19 protein-coding genes are annotated in these 19,938 nt (G+C 44.1%); 4 read left to right on the top strand and 15 right to left on the bottom strand.

Annotated elements, in window-relative coordinates:
• Positions 1-692 precede the first annotated feature (692 nt).
• The 4 genes from ASN18_RS12245 to ASN18_RS12230 form a co-directional block, all read right to left on the bottom strand.
• Complete coding sequence (locus tag ASN18_RS12245; protein ID WP_085053039.1) at positions 693-1,151, bottom strand: hypothetical protein; 459 nt, start codon at positions 1,149-1,151, stop codon at positions 693-695.
• A 17-nt stretch (positions 1,152-1,168) separates the two neighbouring features.
• Positions 1,169-2,341, bottom strand: coding sequence for a BON domain-containing protein (locus ASN18_RS12240; RefSeq protein WP_085053038.1), 1,173 nt, complete (start codon positions 2,339-2,341; stop codon positions 1,169-1,171).
• Between the two features lie 157 nt (positions 2,342-2,498).
• The gene (locus ASN18_RS12235; protein WP_085053037.1) at positions 2,499-3,872 is read right to left on the bottom strand and encodes a serine/threonine-protein kinase; all 1,374 of its coding nucleotides are present in this window, start codon (positions 3,870-3,872) and stop codon (positions 2,499-2,501) included.
• A 146-nt stretch (positions 3,873-4,018) separates the two neighbouring features.
• Positions 4,019-4,642 carry an ASCH domain-containing protein gene (locus ASN18_RS12230; RefSeq protein ID WP_157072970.1) on the bottom strand — a complete coding sequence of 208 codons (624 nt, stop codon included), beginning with the start codon at positions 4,640-4,642 and terminating at the stop codon, positions 4,019-4,021.
• Positions 4,643-4,795: 153 nt separating this feature from the next.
• Here ASN18_RS12230 and uvrB point away from each other — a divergent pair, with 153 nt between their 5' ends.
• Positions 4,796-6,790 (top strand): excinuclease ABC subunit UvrB, encoded by a 1,995-nt coding sequence (gene uvrB, locus ASN18_RS12225; protein WP_085053035.1) that lies wholly within the window; start codon positions 4,796-4,798, stop codon positions 6,788-6,790.
• A gap of 73 nt (positions 6,791-6,863) precedes the next feature.
• Positions 6,864-8,360, top strand: coding sequence for a B12-binding domain-containing radical SAM protein (locus ASN18_RS12220; protein WP_085053034.1), 1,497 nt, complete (start codon positions 6,864-6,866; stop codon positions 8,358-8,360).
• A 15-nt stretch (positions 8,361-8,375) separates the two neighbouring features.
• Here the strand turns inward: ASN18_RS12220 and ASN18_RS12215 are convergent, their stop codons facing one another.
• Together ASN18_RS12215 and ASN18_RS12210 are read right to left on the bottom strand one after the other, a co-directional pair.
• Positions 8,376-9,320 (bottom strand): DNA-methyltransferase, encoded by a 945-nt coding sequence (locus tag ASN18_RS12215; RefSeq protein ID WP_085053033.1) that lies wholly within the window; start codon positions 9,318-9,320, stop codon positions 8,376-8,378.
• Positions 9,317-10,207 carry a HindIII family type II restriction endonuclease gene (locus ASN18_RS12210; protein WP_085053032.1) on the bottom strand — a complete coding sequence of 297 codons (891 nt, stop codon included), beginning with the start codon at positions 10,205-10,207 and terminating at the stop codon, positions 9,317-9,319. Before ASN18_RS12210 ends, ASN18_RS12215 begins: the two co-directional genes overlap by 4 nt.
• 180 nt (positions 10,208-10,387) lie before the next feature.
• Between ASN18_RS12210 and mutS the strand changes: the two genes are divergently transcribed.
• Both mutS and ASN18_RS12200 read left to right on the top strand, forming a co-directional pair.
• Positions 10,388-12,994 (top strand): DNA mismatch repair protein MutS, encoded by a 2,607-nt coding sequence (gene mutS / locus ASN18_RS12205; RefSeq protein ID WP_085053031.1) that lies wholly within the window; start codon positions 10,388-10,390, stop codon positions 12,992-12,994.
• A 32-nt stretch (positions 12,995-13,026) separates the two neighbouring features.
• A complete protein-coding gene (locus ASN18_RS12200) occupies positions 13,027-13,428 on the top strand; it encodes a DUF5618 family protein (RefSeq protein ID WP_157072969.1) in 402 nt (133 codons plus the stop codon).
• Between the two features lie 102 nt (positions 13,429-13,530).
• Here the strand turns inward: ASN18_RS12200 and ASN18_RS12195 are convergent, their stop codons facing one another.
• The 9 genes from ASN18_RS12195 to ASN18_RS17575 all read right to left on the bottom strand — a co-directional run.
• Complete coding sequence (locus tag ASN18_RS12195) at positions 13,531-14,316, bottom strand: SPL family radical SAM protein (RefSeq protein WP_085053029.1); 786 nt, start codon at positions 14,314-14,316, stop codon at positions 13,531-13,533.
• Between the two features lie 22 nt (positions 14,317-14,338).
• Positions 14,339-15,151: an OmpA/MotB family protein gene (locus tag ASN18_RS12190; RefSeq protein WP_085053028.1), complete on the bottom strand. Its 813-nt coding sequence runs from the start codon at positions 15,149-15,151 to the stop codon at positions 14,339-14,341.
• Positions 15,151-15,972, bottom strand: coding sequence for a motility protein A (locus ASN18_RS12185; protein WP_085053027.1), 822 nt, complete (start codon positions 15,970-15,972; stop codon positions 15,151-15,153). The genes ASN18_RS12190 and ASN18_RS12185 overlap by 1 nt, the downstream gene beginning before the upstream one ends.
• A 222-nt stretch (positions 15,973-16,194) precedes the next feature.
• On the bottom strand, positions 16,195-16,833 hold the full coding sequence (locus ASN18_RS12180; protein ID WP_085053026.1) for a cyclase family protein: 639 nt from the start codon (positions 16,831-16,833) through the stop codon (positions 16,195-16,197).
• Positions 16,826-17,476 (bottom strand): hypothetical protein, encoded by a 651-nt coding sequence (locus ASN18_RS12175; protein ID WP_085053025.1) that lies wholly within the window; start codon positions 17,474-17,476, stop codon positions 16,826-16,828. The genes ASN18_RS12180 and ASN18_RS12175 overlap by 8 nt, the downstream gene beginning before the upstream one ends.
• Positions 17,477-17,478: 2 nt before the next feature.
• Positions 17,479-18,579, bottom strand: coding sequence for a metallophosphoesterase family protein (locus ASN18_RS12170; RefSeq protein ID WP_085053024.1), 1,101 nt, complete (start codon positions 18,577-18,579; stop codon positions 17,479-17,481).
• 138 nt (positions 18,580-18,717) lie between these two features.
• Entirely contained in the window at positions 18,718-19,095 is a 378-nt protein-coding gene (locus ASN18_RS12165; RefSeq protein WP_157072968.1) for a hypothetical protein, read from the bottom strand.
• A 127-nt stretch (positions 19,096-19,222) separates the two neighbouring features.
• Positions 19,223-19,756: an archaeosortase/exosortase family protein gene (locus tag ASN18_RS12160; RefSeq protein ID WP_085053022.1), complete on the bottom strand. Its 534-nt coding sequence runs from the start codon at positions 19,754-19,756 to the stop codon at positions 19,223-19,225.
• On the bottom strand, positions 19,753-19,938 hold a 186-nt coding region (locus ASN18_RS17575), incomplete at its 5' end, for a hypothetical protein (RefSeq protein WP_236861719.1). The genes ASN18_RS12160 and ASN18_RS17575, both read right to left, overlap by 4 nt.

The following is a 19,938-nucleotide window of genomic DNA, read 5'->3' as shown; positions in this document are numbered from 1 at the left end:
AATGTTTGATAATGCTGTCCAGTGTAAAGATGATTTCTCAGGTGGTCGACATGACCGGAACGGATGGTCGGTTTCGCCGGAATACGCAGCAAAGACACAAAACTTCCCTTACCGTCTTTGACCGTTTTTTTGCGATGATTCTACGCCTTTTTCATTACATATCCATTATATGCCTGGAATGGTTTGTAATAAACCCCGCTTATACGGCTCCATTGCCGCAACAACCTGTGCATCGATTTCCGATATCGTGGTATGTAACCACAAATGAAAAACCACTAAAAAAATCGTCTCTCAATTTTCATGGGCGGGGGCGAATCTTGACACTATTCATGTGTGTTTAGATACTAAACGTTCTTTACGGCTATCTAAGGCTGTATACGAACTTTTTCCAACCTGTAGACGAGAGCAGCTCCAAAAAAAAACGATAAGCCTTTAACTCCTTATCAAAGGGTATTGCTGCACGTACTACAGGCGATAGGCTTCAACTACCAGTATGGCTCTCTAAATCATGCAGAGCTGATATAACACGCCTGCAGGAAAGGCTTCAGGAACCCGCCTGAGGCTTCGCGTAAACAACCATTGACTTCGACGATAACACCTATGCTTATATTTCGTCGTGAGGCAAAGACTCTAATATTTTTACTTTAGGCAACACGGTGCCGCGCTGCCTTTAAAAATACATACAGCATTAATCATCTCCCCTTCTTTTTGATAGTCAACGTATCTTCTATTGTTTTTTTCAGCGTGGGAGTTGAAATAACGGTCTGTATGGTGTAGCCGCCTTTTTCTATATCCATTGGCAGAGTGAATTTTATCGCAGATTTGTGAGAGCCTTCAGAGCGAATAATTTTTTTGCGCGATAATTCAATATGTTCCTTGCCCATAATTAAAGTTCTGACTTCAGTAACTTCAACTAAACTCTTGTTTTTAGGTAAATGCAACGAATACTGTATCGAGATTTCTATGGTTGAGCCAGGATGGGCAGTCTGAGGTTTCAGTGTGTAGGCGTCTATTTTGATTGTCTCTGTATTTGCGACTGGCTCTAACTCCTCCTGTTTTGCAGGCGGTGCGACAGTTGTTGGTTTAGCACATCCCGTTATCAAAACAGATACTGATACGGTTATAATTAATAGCCTGAAAAAACTCCTCATAGCTGAGTCCTCCTTATTTACTGTTCGACGACAAATACCTTATCTTTTATTTTCTTAGTACCCTTGACTTGTTTTGTTGTATCAAATGCCTTATTTTTATCTCTCGTGCTTGAGACAGTTCCCTTTAGTGTGACATCGAGGTTTTCGTTGACCTCGGCAGTGACTTTTGTCAGTCCGGCATTTTTAAGGGCACTGTTGATAGATGACTCAAGAGTGCCGGGCGCTGGCTGCGGCGCTATAACAGCCGTGGGCTGCGGCTGGCGCGCTGGTTCTGGTGCAGGCTTAGGGGTTGACACAGATTGAACCGGGGCAGGGGCGTCGGTTTGCTCATTGGGTTCTGCGGGTTGAGGTGTGGGGGGAACTGGACGTGATGGCGGGGATGTTGGGGGTGACAGGGGTTGAACAGTAGCAGCGGGTTGGGCTAAAGTGGCGTCAACATTGAGGTTATCCTTGATGTCTTTTACGTCCTTATTTGTCTTTACAATGGACAGTACCTTGTTTCTGTCGTACTCGCTTGGTACTGTTCCTATTACTGACGCTGCAAGGGCAGTGTTAACGCTTACCACAATGCCTGGAAAACCTTGACTATTCAATGACTTATTGATTGCTTTCTCAAGTTCTTCAGGTTTTGGAACGACTTGCATGACGATTATGTTGTTTTCTACCCTGGCTACTTTCGGTATCTTTTGTACAATAACCTCGGCGAATGCCTTTTCGTCTGCGTTCTTCGCAGTGCCAGCTAATTTAGCCGTTTTGCTGAGATCAACCTTAACTGAAATATTTTTAAGCCCCGCGCCTGCAAGGGCATCCATAGCCTGAGTCTCAATCTGATAGGTCTTAGGTTTGAATATGTGATAACCCGCCACTGCAGACCCTATAAGACAAACAATAGCTATTAGCAGCCACATGAACAGCCTTAATATACCGTGTTTTTTTGATGCAGCCGTTGCCGTTTCCTCCTCATTTTCTTCGTCATACCCTTCATCACGATCGTCTTCATCGTGGACGGTCTGTCCTTCCTCTTCCACAAATGAATAGCCGTCACTTATACAGAACCTTGCGCTGACCGGATTGACCGTGCCGCAGCGCGGACACGCCTTGGCCCCGACAAAGGGCATAGTCTTCACGCCGCATACGGGACATTTTACTGCGTCGTTTGGGATGTTGTTTTTACATCTATAACAAATCATGCATATTACCTTCGTTTTGCAGCACAGCTGAAATTCTACAATTTTGCACAGAGAATTTACAATTAGTCTTTAAGTTTTATAAATATTATTTTAACATTTAAATATGTACAAGGTCCTGCGGTGAGCGTTAATAACCTCATGGGACTAATCATCTCAGCTATTTTATTGGTGGAACTGTGGTGGCCTTCAGCGCTTCGATTTCGAGTGTGAGTCTGCAGATCCTTTCGTCGCTCTGGCGGATGCGCTCTGAGAGCATGACACTCAGATTTTTATAGAGTTTTAAACAGATATATGGTTCTGATTTCCTTAGTACAGTGTCGCTTATTAGTATGCAGACTGTGTCGGTTTCAGGTATTGCGGCAGCATAGCGCGGTGAGTTGTTTAAAAACCCTAACTCTCCAAAACAATCGCCGCTCTTCAACTCCTTAAGCAGTGTAACCTTTCCATTATACTGTGACCTCTTTATGAGTTTAACCTGCCCTGCTATTATTATGTACATCTTATCGTCTACTGAGGCCTCTTTAAATATTGTAGAGCCTTTTCTGAATATCTTTTTTCCGCTTAGTGAAAATAACGTCAACATCTCCTCTTCAGTGAAATCTGAAAAAAATAAATACCTGTCCTGGAGCATTTTTATCAACCCAAGTTTGTTAAAATCAGGCGACTGCGAGACAATCACGGTTTTTGTCTTATTTCTTGCCTCCATGTAAAACTCAAGGGCATCAGCAAATTCACCTGCTGACTGATAACGTTTCTGCTTGTCTTTCTCAAGCGTTTTCATGATGTAATGGCTGACGGTTTCATTTATCGATGGGGCAATGCTTTGTGGTGGTTCAGGCTCTTTAGTTTCTATACACTCAAACAGCTCCTTAAAATTCACACCCATAAAAGGCTTAACGCCTGTCAGAAACTCATACGACAGCACCCCTAATGAAAAAACATCGGTCAGCTTGTCTATCTTTTCCTCTCTAACCATCTCCGGCGACATGTAATACGGCGTCCCTGTAAAAATCCCCATAGTGTCGTCGAGCTTGCTGGCCTGCGTGTCCAGTACCGCTATACCAAAATCCATAACCTTAATCTGTAAGTCATCAAGCACCATTACATTGGCTGGTTTAATGTCCCTGTGTATGACCCCGTGCTGATGGGCATAGTGCAGTGTGCGGGCTAAGAGTATTATGAGTGCAATCTTATCGTTTATCGGGATTTTCTCCTGCCTCAGAATTAAATCCTTTAGCGTAACCCCTTTTACATATTCAAAGACAAGATAAAATGAGCTGTCCTGCTCTCCTACGTCGTGGATTACGGCTATGTTTGGATGAGACAGGCGTCCGGCGATTTTTGCCTCGTTGCAAAATTGCTTTATCAAGCTGTGTGCAGCAGGGTTATGGGTGTTGGTCATCTTGACTGTTTTTATCGCCACTGTGCGGTCAATTATGGTATCATGTGCCTTATAAACCACCCCCATAGCGCCTTCACCAAGCCTTTCTACTATCTCATAACGCCCTATCTTATTTGCAATTTCCGCCATAACTGCCACTCCCCTTCAGAGTTACATAATACGCCGAGCAAACCACATTTATCAATTATATAAAAACAACTAATAATTTACAATAGAATTTAAAACTGAACAATCATCATTTGACATAATTTTGTCACAAAAACATAATTATAAAATTATTGTTCGTCGTCTTTACTGCATAAGTGGCGAAGGAGTTTTGAGCCTAATGGGGTTATTGAGTAACCTTTTCTCGTATTTGTTGAGATCAGGTGCAGGGCCTTGAGGTTTCTCATAAAATTCTTTATCGTATCAGAAGGAATATCTATTTCCGGCTCAAGGTCCTTTGACAGGATATAACCCTGGTCCTTTAATATCTGAAGCGTCTTGCGTATCCACGGGGCCTGGTTTCTTTGCTCAAGAACCAGGAGCTGCTCTTTAATATTAAAAATCTCTGAGTCCTTTACATTTCCCATTGATTTCTTATAGTTTTCGATGTCCTCACCAATATACTCGAACTCAATTTTAACAGCCCTGTCCCTTTCGAAATCTACCTCTGTCTCCGCGTGTAAAGAGAAGTCTGCGTTAAACTCCTCGATAGTCTCAAATCCACACCTTTTAATCTCATCAATTGTGATATTCTGAATCCTCTTGAAGTCTACATCGATAATCCGCAAGAGACCAATATTATGTGACCGGTAAATCTTCCCCCTCAACACCCGAAGGGTATCCCAGTGTCTGAAGGCCAGCGTTATCCTGCCTTCTCTTATGCTGTCATAGAATCGTTTTTCAAACGAAATCATTACAGCTGGCATTATAACATAAACATAAGTATTAATCAATAAAAAAGTTTGGGTACGCAAAAATATTTTTAATGCCTTATCATACTTGAGCGTGTTACATAGTTTTTGCGCCGTAATACCCATTATCCCTCAGTTTAAGTTATAATTTATGTCGTGGGGGATTTTAAACTTATAACCGGTTTTACGCCTAAGGGAGACCAGCCGGAGGCAATAACCGCGCTCACTACAGGCGCCATCAATGGCAGACAACAGGTACTCTTAGGTGTAACAGGCTCCGGTAAGACCTTTACAATAGCCAACGTCATAGCCAATTTGGGACTACCAGCGCTGGTCATCGCACACAATAAGACCCTTGCAGCCCAGCTCTATGGCGAGTTCAAGGAGTTATTCCCTCAAAATGCCGTCGAGTACTTCGTCAGCTACTATGATTACTATCAGCCGGAGGCCTACATCCCCAAGACCGACACCTACATCGCAAAAGACGCCATGGTAAACGAAGACATAGACAGACTCAGGCACTCGGCAACGATGTCCGTCCTTGAGCGGCGCGACTCAATTGTGGTGGCCTCTGTGTCTTGTATCTACGGCATCGGTTCACCGGAGGACTACTTGGGGATGCACCTTGTTATAAAAGAGGGCGATTCTATTAGCAGAGCCTCTCTGTTAGAGCAGCTCACAGCGCTACAGTATGAGCGGCGGGAGAGGGAGTTTAAACGCGGCACCATCAGGGTACGCGGCGACATCGTAGAGGTATTTCCGGCCTTTTCAATGGACAAAGGGATCAGGGTGGAGTACTTTGGCGATGACATTGATGCAATCTATGAGTTTGACCCGATTTCGGGGCTGCGGCTGAGGCGTCTGAAGACGGCTGCCATATATCCCCGTTCTCACTGGATAACACCGCGGGAGAGAATCGAAGGCGCCCTTGCAGGGATTAAAAGGGAGATGCGCGCCCAGGTTGAATATTTTCTGAGGCAAGGGAAACCTGCAGAGGCGCAGAGAATCGAACAGCGCACCATGTTTGACCTTGAGATGCTGAAGGAGTTCGGATTTTGCAATGGGATAGAAAACTACTCGCGCCACTTAAGCGGCAGGGCACCGGGGCAGCCCCCATTTACGCTTATCGATTACTTCCCCGATGACATGTTAATCGTCATAGACGAATCCCACGTAACCATACCACAGATAGGCGGCATGTACGAAGGCGACAAGGTTAGAAAGCAAACCCTCATAGACTACGGCTTCAGGCTCCCATCGGCGCTGGACAACAGGCCGTTAAGATTTGCAGAGTTTGAGGGGCGCTTAAAGGCTGTTATCTATGTCTCAGCAACACCGGCAAAATATGAACTCAACAGGGCAGAGGGTAATATTGTCGAGCAAATCATCAGACCAACGGGGCTGCTAGACCCTGAAATGTTTGTTCGGCCTGTAAGTGGTCAGGTTGATGACCTGATAAGAGAAATCAGGTTAGTAACTGAAAGGAAAGAGCGTGTGCTGGTGACAACGCTGACAAAGAAAATGGCCGAAGACCTCTCAGAGTATTACAATGAACTGGGTATAAGGACGCGCTACCTGCACTCAGATATTGATACGCTTGACCGGGTGAAGATACTTCAGGACTTACGCATGGGTGTGTTTGACTGTCTGGTCGGGGTAAACCTCCTGAGGGAGGGGCTGGATTTACCGGAGGTATCGCTTGTGGCCATATTTGACGCCGATAAGGAGGGATTCTTAAGGAGTGAAAAATCCCTGATTCAAACGGCAGGACGCGGCGCCAGAAACGTAAACAGTAAAGTACTGCTCTACGCAGACACTATAACAGGCTCTATGCGCCGCGCAATGGACGAAACCACCAGGCGCCGAAAAAAGCAGCTCCAGTATAATGAAGAGATGGGTATAACCCCAGAGACTGTAATCAACAACATAAAGAACATACTTGCAACAATATATGAGGCCGATTACTGGACAGTACCTGTAGAGCCGTCAGACAGTGATATTGAAATCCTTGATGCCTTCGACGACAATAAGCTGAAGGCGCTTGAGCTGGAGATGAGAGAAGCGGCAGGGAAACTTGACTTTGAACGTGCCGCCACCATCAGGGACAAGATAAAGACGATAAGGGAGAAGGCGCTTGCTGTAGGGGTTTAAAATAATATTCAACAGTGAATTCATGTTCTATTATCCGGTGGTATATTTGTATAATATATAGAAGGAGGGTGTCTTGCAGATAAGTTTAATATCGCCGTATGGTTCTTTATATAATGCTGGCCTCAGATCTATATCTGCGGTACTGAAAAATGCGGGGTATGACACGCAGATGATATTTCTTCCCACGCCGTCAATCGAATCGGGGTGGAATGTATCGCCTTTTTGTCAGGTCAGCTATTCTGAGAGCCTGCTTGAGAGGCTCAGGGTTATGACAAAAGGCTCTGCCGTAGTAGGGATTACCCTTATGGATAACTACATGCAGGCAGGGGCGGAGTTGACAAAGGCGCTCAAGCGCGACGATAACTTTGTTATACTTGGGGGTGTGTTTCCAACCCTGAACCCTCAAAAGGCACTTGACTATGCCGATGCAGCCTGCGTTGGCGACGGTGAGTATGCGATGCTTGAGCTTGTAAGACAGCTTGAGGCAGGGAGCACGCCTATCGCCATTAAAAATATATATTTTCGCGGCCAGAGCTATCCAGAGCTTGAGTACATACATGATATTTCCTCATTGCCGCTTCCAGACTATGGCCCTGATGGGCACTTCGTTTACATCGAACACGCCGATGAGATAATGGCGATTAGATCATTTGACGATTATAAACCATCTATGGCATTTTGGGCAGATTCCGCCTCGAAGGAACCTGCTTATCTATACAGAATGGAGACGGCGCGCGGCTGCCCTGATAACTGTTCCTACTGCGCAAACAATATCCTGAAAAAAGTACAGGCGCCAAAAGTGCGCTTTAAAAATATAGAAGTAATAGAAAAAGAGATTCTCTGGGTAAAAGAACATTTTCCATTTGTTACTGAATTATCTGTCGAAGACGATTCATTTATAATAAGGAAGGATATCAGAGAGACAGCTAGTTTATTTAAAAAATACGGATTGACATTCAAGTGTTTTTTTGCGCCCGTCTATTTTACAGAGGAGCTGCTCACGCATCTAATAGGCTGTGGCATGATGGCAACTCAGGTAGGGCTGCAAGGCCGGTCAGCCAATACAGAGGAGATATACCGCCGCACATCTGTCAACAAAAACATTGACGAGGTCTTGCGGTTTTTCTCCGAAAGGTATCCAGGATTTCCCCTTATCATCGATTTAATTGTTGACAATCCATGGGAAAAGGTGGAAGATACCTTGTTTACAATTAATTATTTATTAGACAACATGCCGCCAAAGGCCATGATAGGGATCAGTTCGCTGGTGTTTTATAACGGTACGGCGCTTTGTAACAAGGCAGTCAAGGAAAACATCCTTGATACATCAACAGACTACCAGTTGAAGACATGGCATTGGCACAGGCAAAACAAGATTCACTATACAACTCTGCTCCTGGTTATGCTTAAACTCAGACTGCCACGCGGGTTGATACGGGTGCTTGCCTCTAAACCTGTGGTATACTTGCTTGAGAGGAAGTTAATCATAGAAAAGCTGATTCCCGGGGCAGTCAGGACAGTAAAGAAAATATACAAAAAAATCAAAGGCACTGGTATAAGTAAATATTGACAGTGATTCGGTTTTTTAGTCAAATAAAGGTAATGTCAGCGGCTTTGGTTTATTATGATATTGCCCTGCCTCCTCTTTCAACCTCACAATTGCAGTTTCGTAGAATGAGTAATCAATTTCAAACCCTATAAAATGTCTCTTTAAGCGCCGCGCGGCAATGGCTGTCGTCCCAGAACCCATGAAAGGGTCTAAGATGATTTGATCTTCTTTTGTGGTCAATTTGATGAGAAATTCAATAAGAGCCAATGGTTTTTGAGCCTCGTGTATTCGTTTTTCATTTGATTTATAATCAAATTCTAGTAAGTTGGTGGGTGAGCTTCCATTGATCAGACATTCCTCGATGTTTATTGCCCCAACTTCGTTTTCTAAAACATTATCGGCAATTGTCCCTCCAATTCTATAAGGCTTGACAAACCATGCAATAGGTTCAAAAATTGGAGCTAAGTTACCAAGTCTCCATCCTTCCCACTTTTGAGACGCATCGCACAGTCCACGGCGGTCATAGACAATACTTATTCGTTGTGCACGATGATGTGCCGACGGTTTCTTCCACGCAAGCATATCTTTTAATAAAAAACCAATATCTTCAAATGCATTAATGACCTGATGTATGGTACGCCTTCCACTAAAAACAAAAAGTGACGAGCCTTTTTTCATTTTAGGATAAACCTGTGTGCCCCATGCCTGGCACCATTGTTTATATTCACTTCCGATATTTCTATCTGCCTGCGACCATCCATTTATTGGTTTTCCACGTTTCTTAAATCCTGACTTGCCTATTTGCGCTGGAGATTGACCAAGCAACGCCGAATTTGTATTTGAATGTAAGACATCCCAATCGTCAAGACATATTCCGTATGGAATATCAGATAAGAACAAGTCTATTGATTCGTTATCGAGGTCCCCCAAAAATCTATTGCAATCGCCATGTGTAATCCTATCTATGTAGTCGCTATTCATGACGCCGCCGTTAATCGTTTTATATATTTTGTGATTGCTGAGATTTTCTCGTTGATTTTCATTGCTGTGATAAGTTCTGTTATTGCCTGGTCTTTTGTGTATAGCTGAATTTGAGTGATTATGGTATTCCAATATTCAATTTCATCTGTACCTCTTGAAATGACAATTTGTTTTGATTCATGTAAATAATCAATCAATGTGTTTGGTGCAGTTTTTATATGTTTACAGATTAACTCATTCCCAAGCACATGGAAACTATCGTACTTGTTGCCGATTGTTACAGACTTGCTGAGTTCCGCTGATAAATTCCAAATAAAAGAAAGGTTTAGTTTTCTTGATTCTCTTATATTATACTTTAAGAAATAGGCAAAATGTTCCCAACTAAACAGACAAACATTGCCGTCAAGAGCCTGTCCATATATTTGGCTATGGCTGTTGGGGTATTGGTAATAAGGGCAGGCAATAACAGCGTAATCATTATCACCTTTCCAATCGACCATTGATTTAACTTTAAAATCTTTCTGGTTCTTTGCAGTTCTACTTAAACGAAAAGCCTTAGCGTCGCCAACAAGTGTATAACCATGTATGGGGCTTTTTGCTACAATATCAGCACAGTTTGCTCGTTCTCTTGTTATATCGGCATGGAGTCCTAATTCATGAAAACACTTGGCAAGGATAATGTCACTTGTCTTTGCGTATAATTTCTCTTCTGTTGAGTCGTGGTCTATATTTTCAGGGATTGCCCCTATTTCTTTGACCAGCGGGAACAGTTGCTCTTTATTTAGCGAAAAGATAACTCCTTTTATCTTATTCGTAGCCTTCTCAAAATCTGATTCGTCTGTTTTGGATTCTGTCTTTATTAAGTCAATTAGTTGCGCGTAGAGCATGGCTCTCCTTTTTGGGTTCTGCTTGATATGTTATTATAGCAATAATTCAGCGGTTTCCTCAATGTTTCTAAAGTTGCGTGTCATAGCCGTTTTGTGATATATTATGGTGAAGCGGTTAATGGTTCTGTTTACTTAAGCCTTGTTGCAGCCGGGAAACCCTAAATTGCGGTTAACATTAATATGAGCGATTCTATAGAAAAACTAATTGAGACAACCCCGGTTATGAAGCAGCACGGGGAGATAAAGAAGGCATATCCTGATGCCATACTATTTTTTCGGCTTGGTGATTTTTATGAGATGTTTGGTGATGACGCCATTATTGCCTCAAAGGTACTGCAAATCGCACTCACCGCCAGAAACAAGACAAAGAAAGACCCTGTGCCCATGTGTGGAGTGCCGTATTTTGCCGCCGATGCATATCTGAAAAAACTTGTCAATGCAGGATACAAGGTTGCTGTGTGCGAACAGACCGAAGACGCCGCTCTGGCAAAAGGCATCGTAAGGCGTGAGGTTACAAGGGTAGCCACCCCAGGCACATACGAACCGGACAACCCTAAAGAAAATACCTTTATTATGAGCTTTCTTCCCACTGCCAGCGTCTGTGGCATTGCCATTGCTGATATATCGACTGGTCAGTTCATTGTTTATGAGACATCTGAGTCAATCTCAGACGAGATACACCGCTTCGGAGTTAGAGAAATCCTGTGTCCGCAATCCCTGAAGCAGGACATACACTATTCAGCAATCCTAAAGAACTACTTTACGTCCTACTATGACGACTACTGCTTTGACCACAGTGAAGCATATAGGACAGCGCTTAATTTCTTTAAGGTCTCAACGCTTGAGGGATTTGGCTGTGAGGACAAGCCTGCGGCAGTTCGAGCTGCCGGAGGGCTGCTTTCATATCTGATTGAGACACAAAAGACCGGCCTGGAGTTCAGTAAGATCAGAACACTCAATAACCACGCCTTCATGTTTTTAGATATGGCGGCGATAAGGAATCTTGAGCTTGTAAACAGCCTCAAGGACTCCTCAACTGAGGGAACGCTTATCTCTGTGCTGGATGAGACACTCACGCCGATGGGGGCAAGATTCATGCGTGAGAATATTATAAAACCCCTTATCGACAAGAACGATATACGGCAAAGACTCGATGCCGTTGAGTACCTGTTCACAGACTTCAAGCTCAGAGACGAACTCAGAACCAGACTAAGAATAGTTCAGGATGTTGAGCGCCTCACATCAAGGCTTACCAAAGGAACCGCTACGGCGAGGGACTTAATTGCCATAAAGACCTCAGTTGAGACAATGCCGGAGCTGAAGGCAATCCTAAAGGCTGCCGATAACCTATATTTGTGCGCCGTTTCTGATTTGATAACCGATTTTACATCTTTAATACAATTGATAAATGATTCTATCGTAGACACCCCACCCAATACAGTAAAAGACGGCTGGATAATCAGAGACGGTTTTAACAAAGAAATAGATGAACTAAGGCGGTTGTCAACAAATGGAAAGACATATCTGACAGAACTCGAGGGTAAAGAGCGTACCGCTACCGGGATAAACTCCCTGAAGATAGCCTATAACAAAGTCTTTGGCTATTATATTGAGGTAACGAAGATGAACCTCCACCTCGTTCCAGCCCATTACATAAGAAAACAAACCCTCACAAATGCTGAACGCTACGTAACGCCGGAGATAAAGGACTACGAAGATAAGATTCTTGGCGCCGAGGAAAAACTAAAGAACCTCGAGTACAAGTGTTTTAAGGATTTACTTGATAAGGCACTCTACTATGCCAATGAACTGAGAGAGACAGCTCAGGCAGTTGCAGCGCTGGACTACATACAGGCATTGGCCGTTACTGCAAGGAAAAACAGGTATGTCAAACCCGTAGTAACCGCCGCTGGAGAGATACGCATTGTTGAAGGGCGGCATCCCGTAATTGAGCGCTCCAGTACGGTTGAGCGTTTCATCCCAAACGACACATACCTCGACCTCGACGAAGAAAAGCTCCATATTATAACAGGCCCAAACATGGCTGGGAAATCCACTTTCATGCGCCAGACGGCGCTGATTGTGCTAATGGCGCAGATGGGGTCGTTTGTACCGGCTGAGGCGGCGGAAATCGGCATCGTTGACAGGATTTTTACCAGAATCGGGGCGTCCGATTATCTATCAATGGGGCAGAGTACATTCATGGTAGAGATGATAGAGACATCGAATATTATAAATAACGCGACTCAGAGAAGCCTTATAATACTTGACGAAGTGGGTAGGGGGACAAGCACATTTGACGGCATCAGTATTGCGTGGGCAGTTGCTGAGTATATTGCAAATGAAGTTGGCGCGAGGACACTCTTTGCTACCCATTATAACGAGTTAACAGAACTGGCTTTAACCACACGCGGGGTCAAAAACTACAATGTCTCGGTAAAAGAGTGGGGCGATGAGATAATCTTTGTCAGAAAAATAGTCAGAGGTTCAGCCGACAAGAGCTATGGGATACAGGTGGCAAGACTTGCAGGGCTGCCAGACGGTATTATAGGCAGGTCGAAGGATATTCTTGCCGAGCTTGAAAAAAAGGACACCCCCGATGAGGGCCGCTCAGACGATAACAGATTTACTATTCGTAAAAAACGAAAACCCGCTGCACAACTTGACCTGTTTTCCTCGCTTATTGTCCATCCAGTCGTTCAAAGACTATCGAAGATTGACATAAATAATACCACGCCGGAGGCGGCAGTTGAGCTGCTAAAAGAACTTAAGAAATTGTCTGATTGACGAAACACCGGGTTACATTATATAATAAAATCATGCCAAAGAAGATACCGAAAGAACACGATCCAATGCATTATCTTGAAAATGCCCGCAGCATACTGAGGAATACGCCGATAGAGGACAACATCTACATTGAAAAGAAGCCAGTCAGGGAGGCCTTTGGTACGGCGTATCTTGCCATTCTCGAAGCGATTAACGAGGCCCTTATGAAGAAGGGTATTACGCGCAAGGAACTGCCTAAGTCTGTTGACGGGTATATTGCGGCTCTAAAAAAACATCTGTCTGTCAATAACGGAAAACTAATCAGGGAATTTAATAGTTTATACGACTCATTGCATATCGCGGGTTATTATCACGGGCTGATAGTTGGGACTGACACCGTCAAGGAAGAGATGAAGGCCGCAGAGTCGTTTATCAAAAAGCTGACCGGGATGTGAGCGCTCTGGAGGTCGCCTTCTGTGAGAAATTCTATTTAAAAAAAATTCGGATTCCCGCTTTCGCAGGAATCCTTTTATATTAATTGTGGGAGGAGGTTATAGCTATGCACAGCGGCACGTACTTGCAGCGCGTGCCCCTCTTACTTCAATGGCCTTTGTACCGAGGGCGTCTTTCAGCCTCAGGATGACATTTTCCGTAAATCCTTTTTCAAGCCACTGGGTCAAGTTTAAATCCTTGTATATCTTCACTGTCTTTGACGTGTAGTTCATTCTGTCAATTAAGACATAATCTGCATACGGGCCAATCTTTGCCGCTAGCTCTTCTGGCTCCATTGGAAGCACCGGGCCGATAAATACATACGTCTTAATCCCTTTTTCGCGCAGCGCCTTAAGCGTCCGGATTCGCACTGCTATCGGGGCAGTCTTCGGCTCAAATGCACGCCTTATCCTGTCGTTTTCTGTGGTAATTGATATTCCTACCTCAGCATCTTCAAACTGGCTGAGAAGGTCTGTATCGCGCAGGATAAGCGGCGACTTTGTCAATACCTCTACCGGATATTGATACTCAAGCAGCGCCTCAAGGCACTGCCTTGTCACCTTGTAACGGGCCTCAACCGGCTGGTACGGGTCTGTTACCGAACTTATGATGACGTTGCCGCGTTTTGCGCTGTGGAGCTGTTTTCTCAACACAGTTGCCGCATTTGTCTTTATGTCCACGAATGCTCCCCAGTCCTCACCATGACCGGTGTACTTTTTCATAAACATCGCATAGCAATATAAACACCCGTGCATACACCCCATGTACGGATTTACACAGTAGTCTATCCCATCAATTCCACTTCTTGTTAGAATAGACTTAGATGTTATTTTTTCAATACTTACTGCCATAATATAAAGTCCTCCTGTAACATTATATTGTTTTTTCCTTAATCCTTATTTCTACGCGCCTGTTCAAAGCCCTGTGATGTGGAGTATCGTTTGGCGCTATAGGACGGCTGTCACCATTACCTTTTACTGTAAACCCCGATGGGTCAACACCTTTTACTTTAATAAAATACTGTAATACGCTTGTTGCCCTTGCAGTTGACAGCTCCCAGTTTGATGGATATAGCGGCGAGTTGATAGGGGAGTTGTCTGTGTGTCCATCTATTTCTATAACATACGATGGATGGCGCTTTATCAGTTCTGAGACTTTATCTAAAACTGGCATCGACTTCTTTAGTATAACCGCACTGGCTGGCACAAAGGTTACATTTTCCCTCATTGTTAACACTATGCCTTTGTCAGCAGTGGTAACTGTGACATCATTTTCAAGTCTTTGCGCCCTGATAACTGCATCAAGCTCCGGGGCAGGGTCAGCGGCTGCCGTTTTATCAACAGTTGGGGCCTGGTCAACAATCTGGCTTTCTGTCACTATAACCTTGCTTGCGGGTTCAGTGCTCTGGCTCTCTGGCACTGAGGTCTCTGATGCTGTCATCTCAGCCGCAGCAACAGATGTAACAGGGGCCTCTTTGGATGCCGTTTCCATCTCAACAGACTGGTGATTGACAACTGGCTGCTGCTGAACCTTTTCAGCCGATTTCTCTTGTCTTTTCGTTATAACAAAAAACATCAGAAAGCACACCAACAGCAGAGACATCAGGTCGGTCATTGTAATGAGCCACAGATTGTCCTCAGCTTCTGAGCTGGAGTGCTCAACTAATTTTCTGTATGAATCGTTCATTATCTTACGCCGCCTACCTGTGCTGTCTTATAACGGCGTCCTAAAAATGTCGGCTGCGGAGCGTTTAACAGAGCAGCTTCCCGCTCGTATCCTGTGAGGCGCTCTTTTATCTTCGTCGGGTGTTCAATATTGCAAACCGCTGCAATGCCCTCAATTGCGATTATCATCAGGGAGCCTGATTTGATGGAGTCCTCCTTGAGTTTTGCACAAAGCGGAAGGGCTGCCAGATTTGCCAGCACCACGCCATAAAACGTGGACATAAGGGCAACTGCCATCAGCGGGGCAAGTGTCTCTACGGAGTTAAAATCCTTAAACATCTTTATTAGGGTTACAACTGTCCCTGCTAATCCAAGCGACGGCATCAGGCGGGCAAGCGTTCTCAACACGTTTTGGCTGAAAGTCTGGTTTATAACCCGTGAGGCCATCTCGCGTTCCATGATTTCTTTGATTGTTTTTTCGTTGTAGTTATTAACAATCAGATTTGCACCGAATCTCAGGAAATCATTCTCGATGGTGTCGATGCTTTTCTCAAATGACCTGATGCCGGAATTCCTGTTTATCCTTGCCAGACGCAGTATCTCTTCAATAAGAGATTCCTTTGTGGCCTTGTCTTTGAATGAGTTGACGATTTCTTTATACGTCGCTTTCAATCTCTCAAGCGGGAATCCTAACATCATACCAATGACTGTGCCCCCAACAACAATAATAAACGCATCAGGGTTGAAAAGAACACGAAACTCCATCCCCCTGAATACAGAAAACACCACCAACGCAACCACCACACTTATAAAAACTACCACTGTCAAATTCTTAACTCTCATATTCTACTACCTCCAATGTTCCTTCAGGAATTTGATATTATACTGCAATTAATATGCCAGCTCAATGCTATCAATAGAACTGGCGGTATTCCGTACACGAGGGTTGATGCCAGTGTGTATTTCGGGATTTGATGCCAGAAAGGGTGTCAATAACGGTGTCAAAAAAACGGCATTATTTTCCTATGTGATTTTATGCAGGAAAATATTCCCGCAGCCGTAATTCTATTCGGCCAGTTTCCTTATGATAGCCCTTGAGGGGGCGCCGTCGCAGCCTGTTAGTTTCAGCGGCAGGCAAATAAGCTCATAGTCGCCTGCTTCGACCTGTGACAGGCCAAGCCCCTCGATTATCCATACCCCGGCCTCAAGCAGCGTTGTATGAATCAACTTTCCATCGGCATGAAAACCGCCTACTGACAGGGCGTCAATCCCTACCATCAGCGCTCCTGTCTGTACTATGAGTTCAGCAGCCTCAACAGAGATATATACGAAGTCCTCGGTGAATTTGTCTTTGTGGGAGTTGCGAGTTTTGAAGAGTATCCTCTGTCCTTTTTTCAGCCCATAGTCTTTTAGTTCCGATACCTTTATCGATTCGTGGTCTTTTATCTCTATTACGCGCGCCGGGCCTGCTGTAATAGATATTGGCATCTCATCTATGGATTTGCCGTCTCTTATCCAGTGCAGAGGGGCGTCCATATGCGTCCCCGTGTGTGAGGTCATTGTAATAAGCGACAGGTTTAGGATGTCCCCCTTGTCAATCTCGTGGATGCGCTTCAACGAAAACTCCGGGTCTCCGGGCCAGACGGTCATTCCGTTTTTATTCTCTATTGATATATCTATCCAATTATTTATTCGGCTATTCATTCGGCATTTTTTCGGCAGCATTTGTTACGGGCGTGGCAGTTGTCAGATTATCAGTGTCTGAAGTGTTCGGCTTTTCTGTAACGACTGGCTTAATGGTCAGTTCATTAGATACCGGGGTCTTATCTGATTGAAGTGTGCCGCTTTTTTTCCTCTGTTCCTTGTAGTCTGAATAGTTTAAAGACTTAATTAATTTGGAATTTGGCCTTAGTGCCGAATTAGCAATCTTTGAGCCAATATCTGAGGTTATCGCTGAGAGTGATATGGCCGCAACCGCTGCGATTGAAAAAAAGATGAAAAATAACCCGTGAAGCTGTCTCCTCAGCCATATTTTTACTGCTCCAACAAAGGCAATCCCACCGGCAGCATAAATGGCCCATGCCGACTTCTCTGCCCATTGCTCATGCTCGTAGAGATAATCTAAGGACAGCAGCGGCAGGCCCGCCACATAGCTGGCAGCAATCTCTCCAGTGCGAAACACACACCATGTCAGCGCTGCCGTAACTGCAAAACCCAGCAGCGCCGCCTTCTGTATATCGCTATTTTTTATAATCGTCCCATAGTAATATAAAATAAAGGCAAACACCGCCCACAGCATTGGTATATGATTTATTATCAGATGTCCGTGCAGCCATATGGCAGTCATATTCATCTCATGGTACCTCGCTCTCTTTCAACGGTTGATATAACATACTCCTCGACCAGCTTATCGTCGAGGTCATATACCTTGTATGACACGCCATTTGCGGCCACTGTGACTATTATAAAGTGGTATGTTTTCCCTATATTAGGGGGTGTGTCGTACTTAAAGCAGATATCGCCTACGCAGCTTTCAGGGTCGTATAAAGGCGCTCCTGCCCCGCCTGTAATTACTTGTAAGACACCATTTTTCCACTCCGGTGCAACGGTTGAGTCGATTTTTTTGCGGGCATAGTAGTGGTTATGAGCGGAGAATACTATATCCACGCGGTGTTTGTCGATTATCTTCCACATATCCATAAAGCTGTGGCTCCATGAGCCAAGGTACTGGGGCTGAGTGATGTTGCCGTGTATGCCGTTGTCGAATGCCGGTGTATGTGTGAATACGAATTTATGCCGCGCCATAGTGTGATTATCAAGCGCTGAGTTAAGCAGTGTTATCTGCCTCGGGCTTATCCATCCATTTCGTTGGCCATTTCGCTGGCCATTTGGCATCTGCATATCATATGTATCCAGAATAATAAAAAGCGAACCATTCCACATAAAAGAAAAGCCTGAATAGGCGTCGCCATGGGGTCTTTGGACACAGAGGCTATTAATGATTTCACCTGAGTCTAACCTCTCACGCTGGAACTCCTGAAACTCTCCGTCATAAGAATAACCATTTAATTTACCATATATATCATGATTTCCTTTTACGAAAAGCACCGGTATTTTCGCTGTGAGGGCGCTTGTGATTTCTTCCCACTCTTTGAGATTGTCTCTGCCTCCATGGTATGCAGCATCTCCAAGAAATACCGCAAACGACGGGGCTGGCTTATCGCCTTCAACATGATCTGTCATGGATTGAATAAGTTTTTTTAAAATCGGACTCACTCCATAATGCGCTCCCCTGCTATCGCCAAAGACGATAAAGGAAAACGTCCTGCCGTCATTGTCTGAACACACAGCACCAGCCGCATAACCGGTTAATACATAAATCCCTGTAAGAAGCACAAGCGCAGTCAGGGATACCCGTCCCCAGAATGTAATGTTTATATCTTTCATCATGTAACCCTATTAGTAAGTGCTTAAAAATATCCCCTGATTATAAGATTTCGGTTCAGAAACTTGTTAAGCATAACAGTATGAGCCTTGTTTTGTAAATACAGATATGGACACCAAGCTCAGGATGATATGGTTGTTTTTTTACAACTCCTTATGAACTGTAAACAGATAAAGGCCGATAATAAACGGTTCACTCCTTGTCATGATTCTGTGCATGAACAGAAAAAAGTATTCATTTACAGTATGTAATATGCTATTTCCTATGGTAAACGACAAGGCCTCCAGCATAAGAACATAAAATATGTGGAGAAGAACGAGGAACGACAGAGACTCAAAGAACGCGCGCATTTTTCTTTTGATAAACGGCATAAGCGCGGCTGTAATCGCAAGGGCCACGGGCACATTATACGTAAATGAATTTATGGACATCGGTACAGCCCTCTCTCCCATCTTCAACGAGCCAAATACTACCGTAAACATGTCTTCTTCTCTATAAACATCCACGTATGCGGCGTTCATGAGAATTCCGACTATATTTGAAATTACATTTAATAAAACAGTTCCATATATTTCCTTAACATACATCCATATCGCGAGAATAACAATATACGAGACAATAAATAACGCTGCCGCCTTTAAAATATTCTTACGCAGTCTTGGTGGCATTCAAATGCAGGTAGACGAAAAAGATAACAAGCGCAAAGGCTATCATCATCCCTTGAAGGATATACACGTGGAAATATTGAAAAAGTTTCGGATAGTAAACACCAATAAAGGCTAATGCCACAATTCTCCCTACATTGGCTATGTGGATTAAGACAATGCCCACGAATATCCCTGCTAATTTTCTTTTCCATGAGGCTGGGAAGGCGGTAACCGCGGCTGCGTATATCAACATCGCCTCAATGCCGTTACAGCCGAATCGAATATCCATTGCGAAAACATTCAACGTATTCGGTTTGTTGCTTGGTGGCGTCATAGTTATTTTAGTGGCTGAACAAGTTGCGTCTAAATGTAAAATATTTAATATCTCTGTTGTTTGGATTGTAAGTATTTCTGTCAGCAATTCACCTGTGTTCAGTTCTTTTATTATCTTGAGGTGTATTGCCCCATAGGCCGATAGCATGACTAATACGTAGGTCAATATCAACCGTTTGATGTTATAGCTTTCTGCTTTCACAACAGGGTTTCAGTTTGATTGTCATCAGATTGACATAAAGGCCAGGGCAAACGCATTTGAAAAATCAGGCAGGAATTGCCTATATTTTTAGCTACGACCGATGCTTTCCTGATAGGGGTAGGGAAGGTTTTCGCCTCCCCTCCCTCCGAACCGTACAGGCGGATTTCCCGCATACGGCTCTC

The sequence above is a fragment of the Candidatus Magnetominusculus xianensis genome, from assembly GCA_001541255.1.
Lineage (GTDB): Bacteria > Nitrospirota > Thermodesulfovibrionia > Thermodesulfovibrionales > Magnetobacteriaceae > Magnetominusculus > Magnetominusculus xianensis.
Note: the sequence above shows the minus strand (reverse complement) of the source record. Positions and strands in the feature narration are given on the sequence as shown.

What these genes read in the sequence shown, in the direction of transcription:
- ASN18_RS12245 (WP_085053039.1), bottom strand. Translation starts at nt 1,151, where the DNA reads ATGAGGAGTTTTTTCAGGCTATTAATTATAACCGTATCAGTATCTGTT.
- ASN18_RS12240 (WP_085053038.1), bottom strand. Translation starts at nt 2,341, where the DNA reads ATGATTTGTTATAGATGTAAAAACAACATCCCAAACGACGCAGTAAAA.
- ASN18_RS12235 (WP_085053037.1), bottom strand. Translation starts at nt 3,872, where the DNA reads ATGGCGGAAATTGCAAATAAGATAGGGCGTTATGAGATAGTAGAAAGG.
- ASN18_RS12230 (WP_157072970.1), bottom strand. Translation starts at nt 4,642, where the DNA reads ATGATTTCGTTTGAAAAACGATTCTATGACAGCATAAGAGAAGGCAGG.
- ASN18_RS12215 (WP_085053033.1), bottom strand. Translation starts at nt 9,320, where the DNA reads ATGAATAGCGACTACATAGATAGGATTACACATGGCGATTGCAATAGA.
- ASN18_RS12210 (WP_085053032.1), bottom strand. Translation starts at nt 10,207, where the DNA reads ATGCTCTACGCGCAACTAATTGACTTAATAAAGACAGAATCCAAAACA.
- mutS (WP_085053031.1), top strand. Translation starts at nt 10,388, where the DNA reads ATGAGCGATTCTATAGAAAAACTAATTGAGACAACCCCGGTTATGAAG.
- ASN18_RS12200 (WP_157072969.1), top strand. Translation starts at nt 13,027, where the DNA reads ATGCCAAAGAAGATACCGAAAGAACACGATCCAATGCATTATCTTGAA.
- ASN18_RS12195 (WP_085053029.1), bottom strand. Translation starts at nt 14,316, where the DNA reads ATGGCAGTAAGTATTGAAAAAATAACATCTAAGTCTATTCTAACAAGA.
- ASN18_RS12190 (WP_085053028.1), bottom strand. Translation starts at nt 15,151, where the DNA reads ATGAACGATTCATACAGAAAATTAGTTGAGCACTCCAGCTCAGAAGCT.
- ASN18_RS12185 (WP_085053027.1), bottom strand. Translation starts at nt 15,972, where the DNA reads ATGAGAGTTAAGAATTTGACAGTGGTAGTTTTTATAAGTGTGGTGGTT.
- ASN18_RS12180 (WP_085053026.1), bottom strand. Translation starts at nt 16,833, where the DNA reads ATGAATAGCCGAATAAATAATTGGATAGATATATCAATAGAGAATAAA.
- ASN18_RS12175 (WP_085053025.1), bottom strand. Translation starts at nt 17,476, where the DNA reads ATGACTGCCATATGGCTGCACGGACATCTGATAATAAATCATATACCA.
- ASN18_RS12170 (WP_085053024.1), bottom strand. Translation starts at nt 18,579, where the DNA reads ATGATGAAAGATATAAACATTACATTCTGGGGACGGGTATCCCTGACT.
- ASN18_RS12165 (WP_157072968.1), bottom strand. Translation starts at nt 19,095, where the DNA reads ATGAACGCCGCATACGTGGATGTTTATAGAGAAGAAGACATGTTTACG.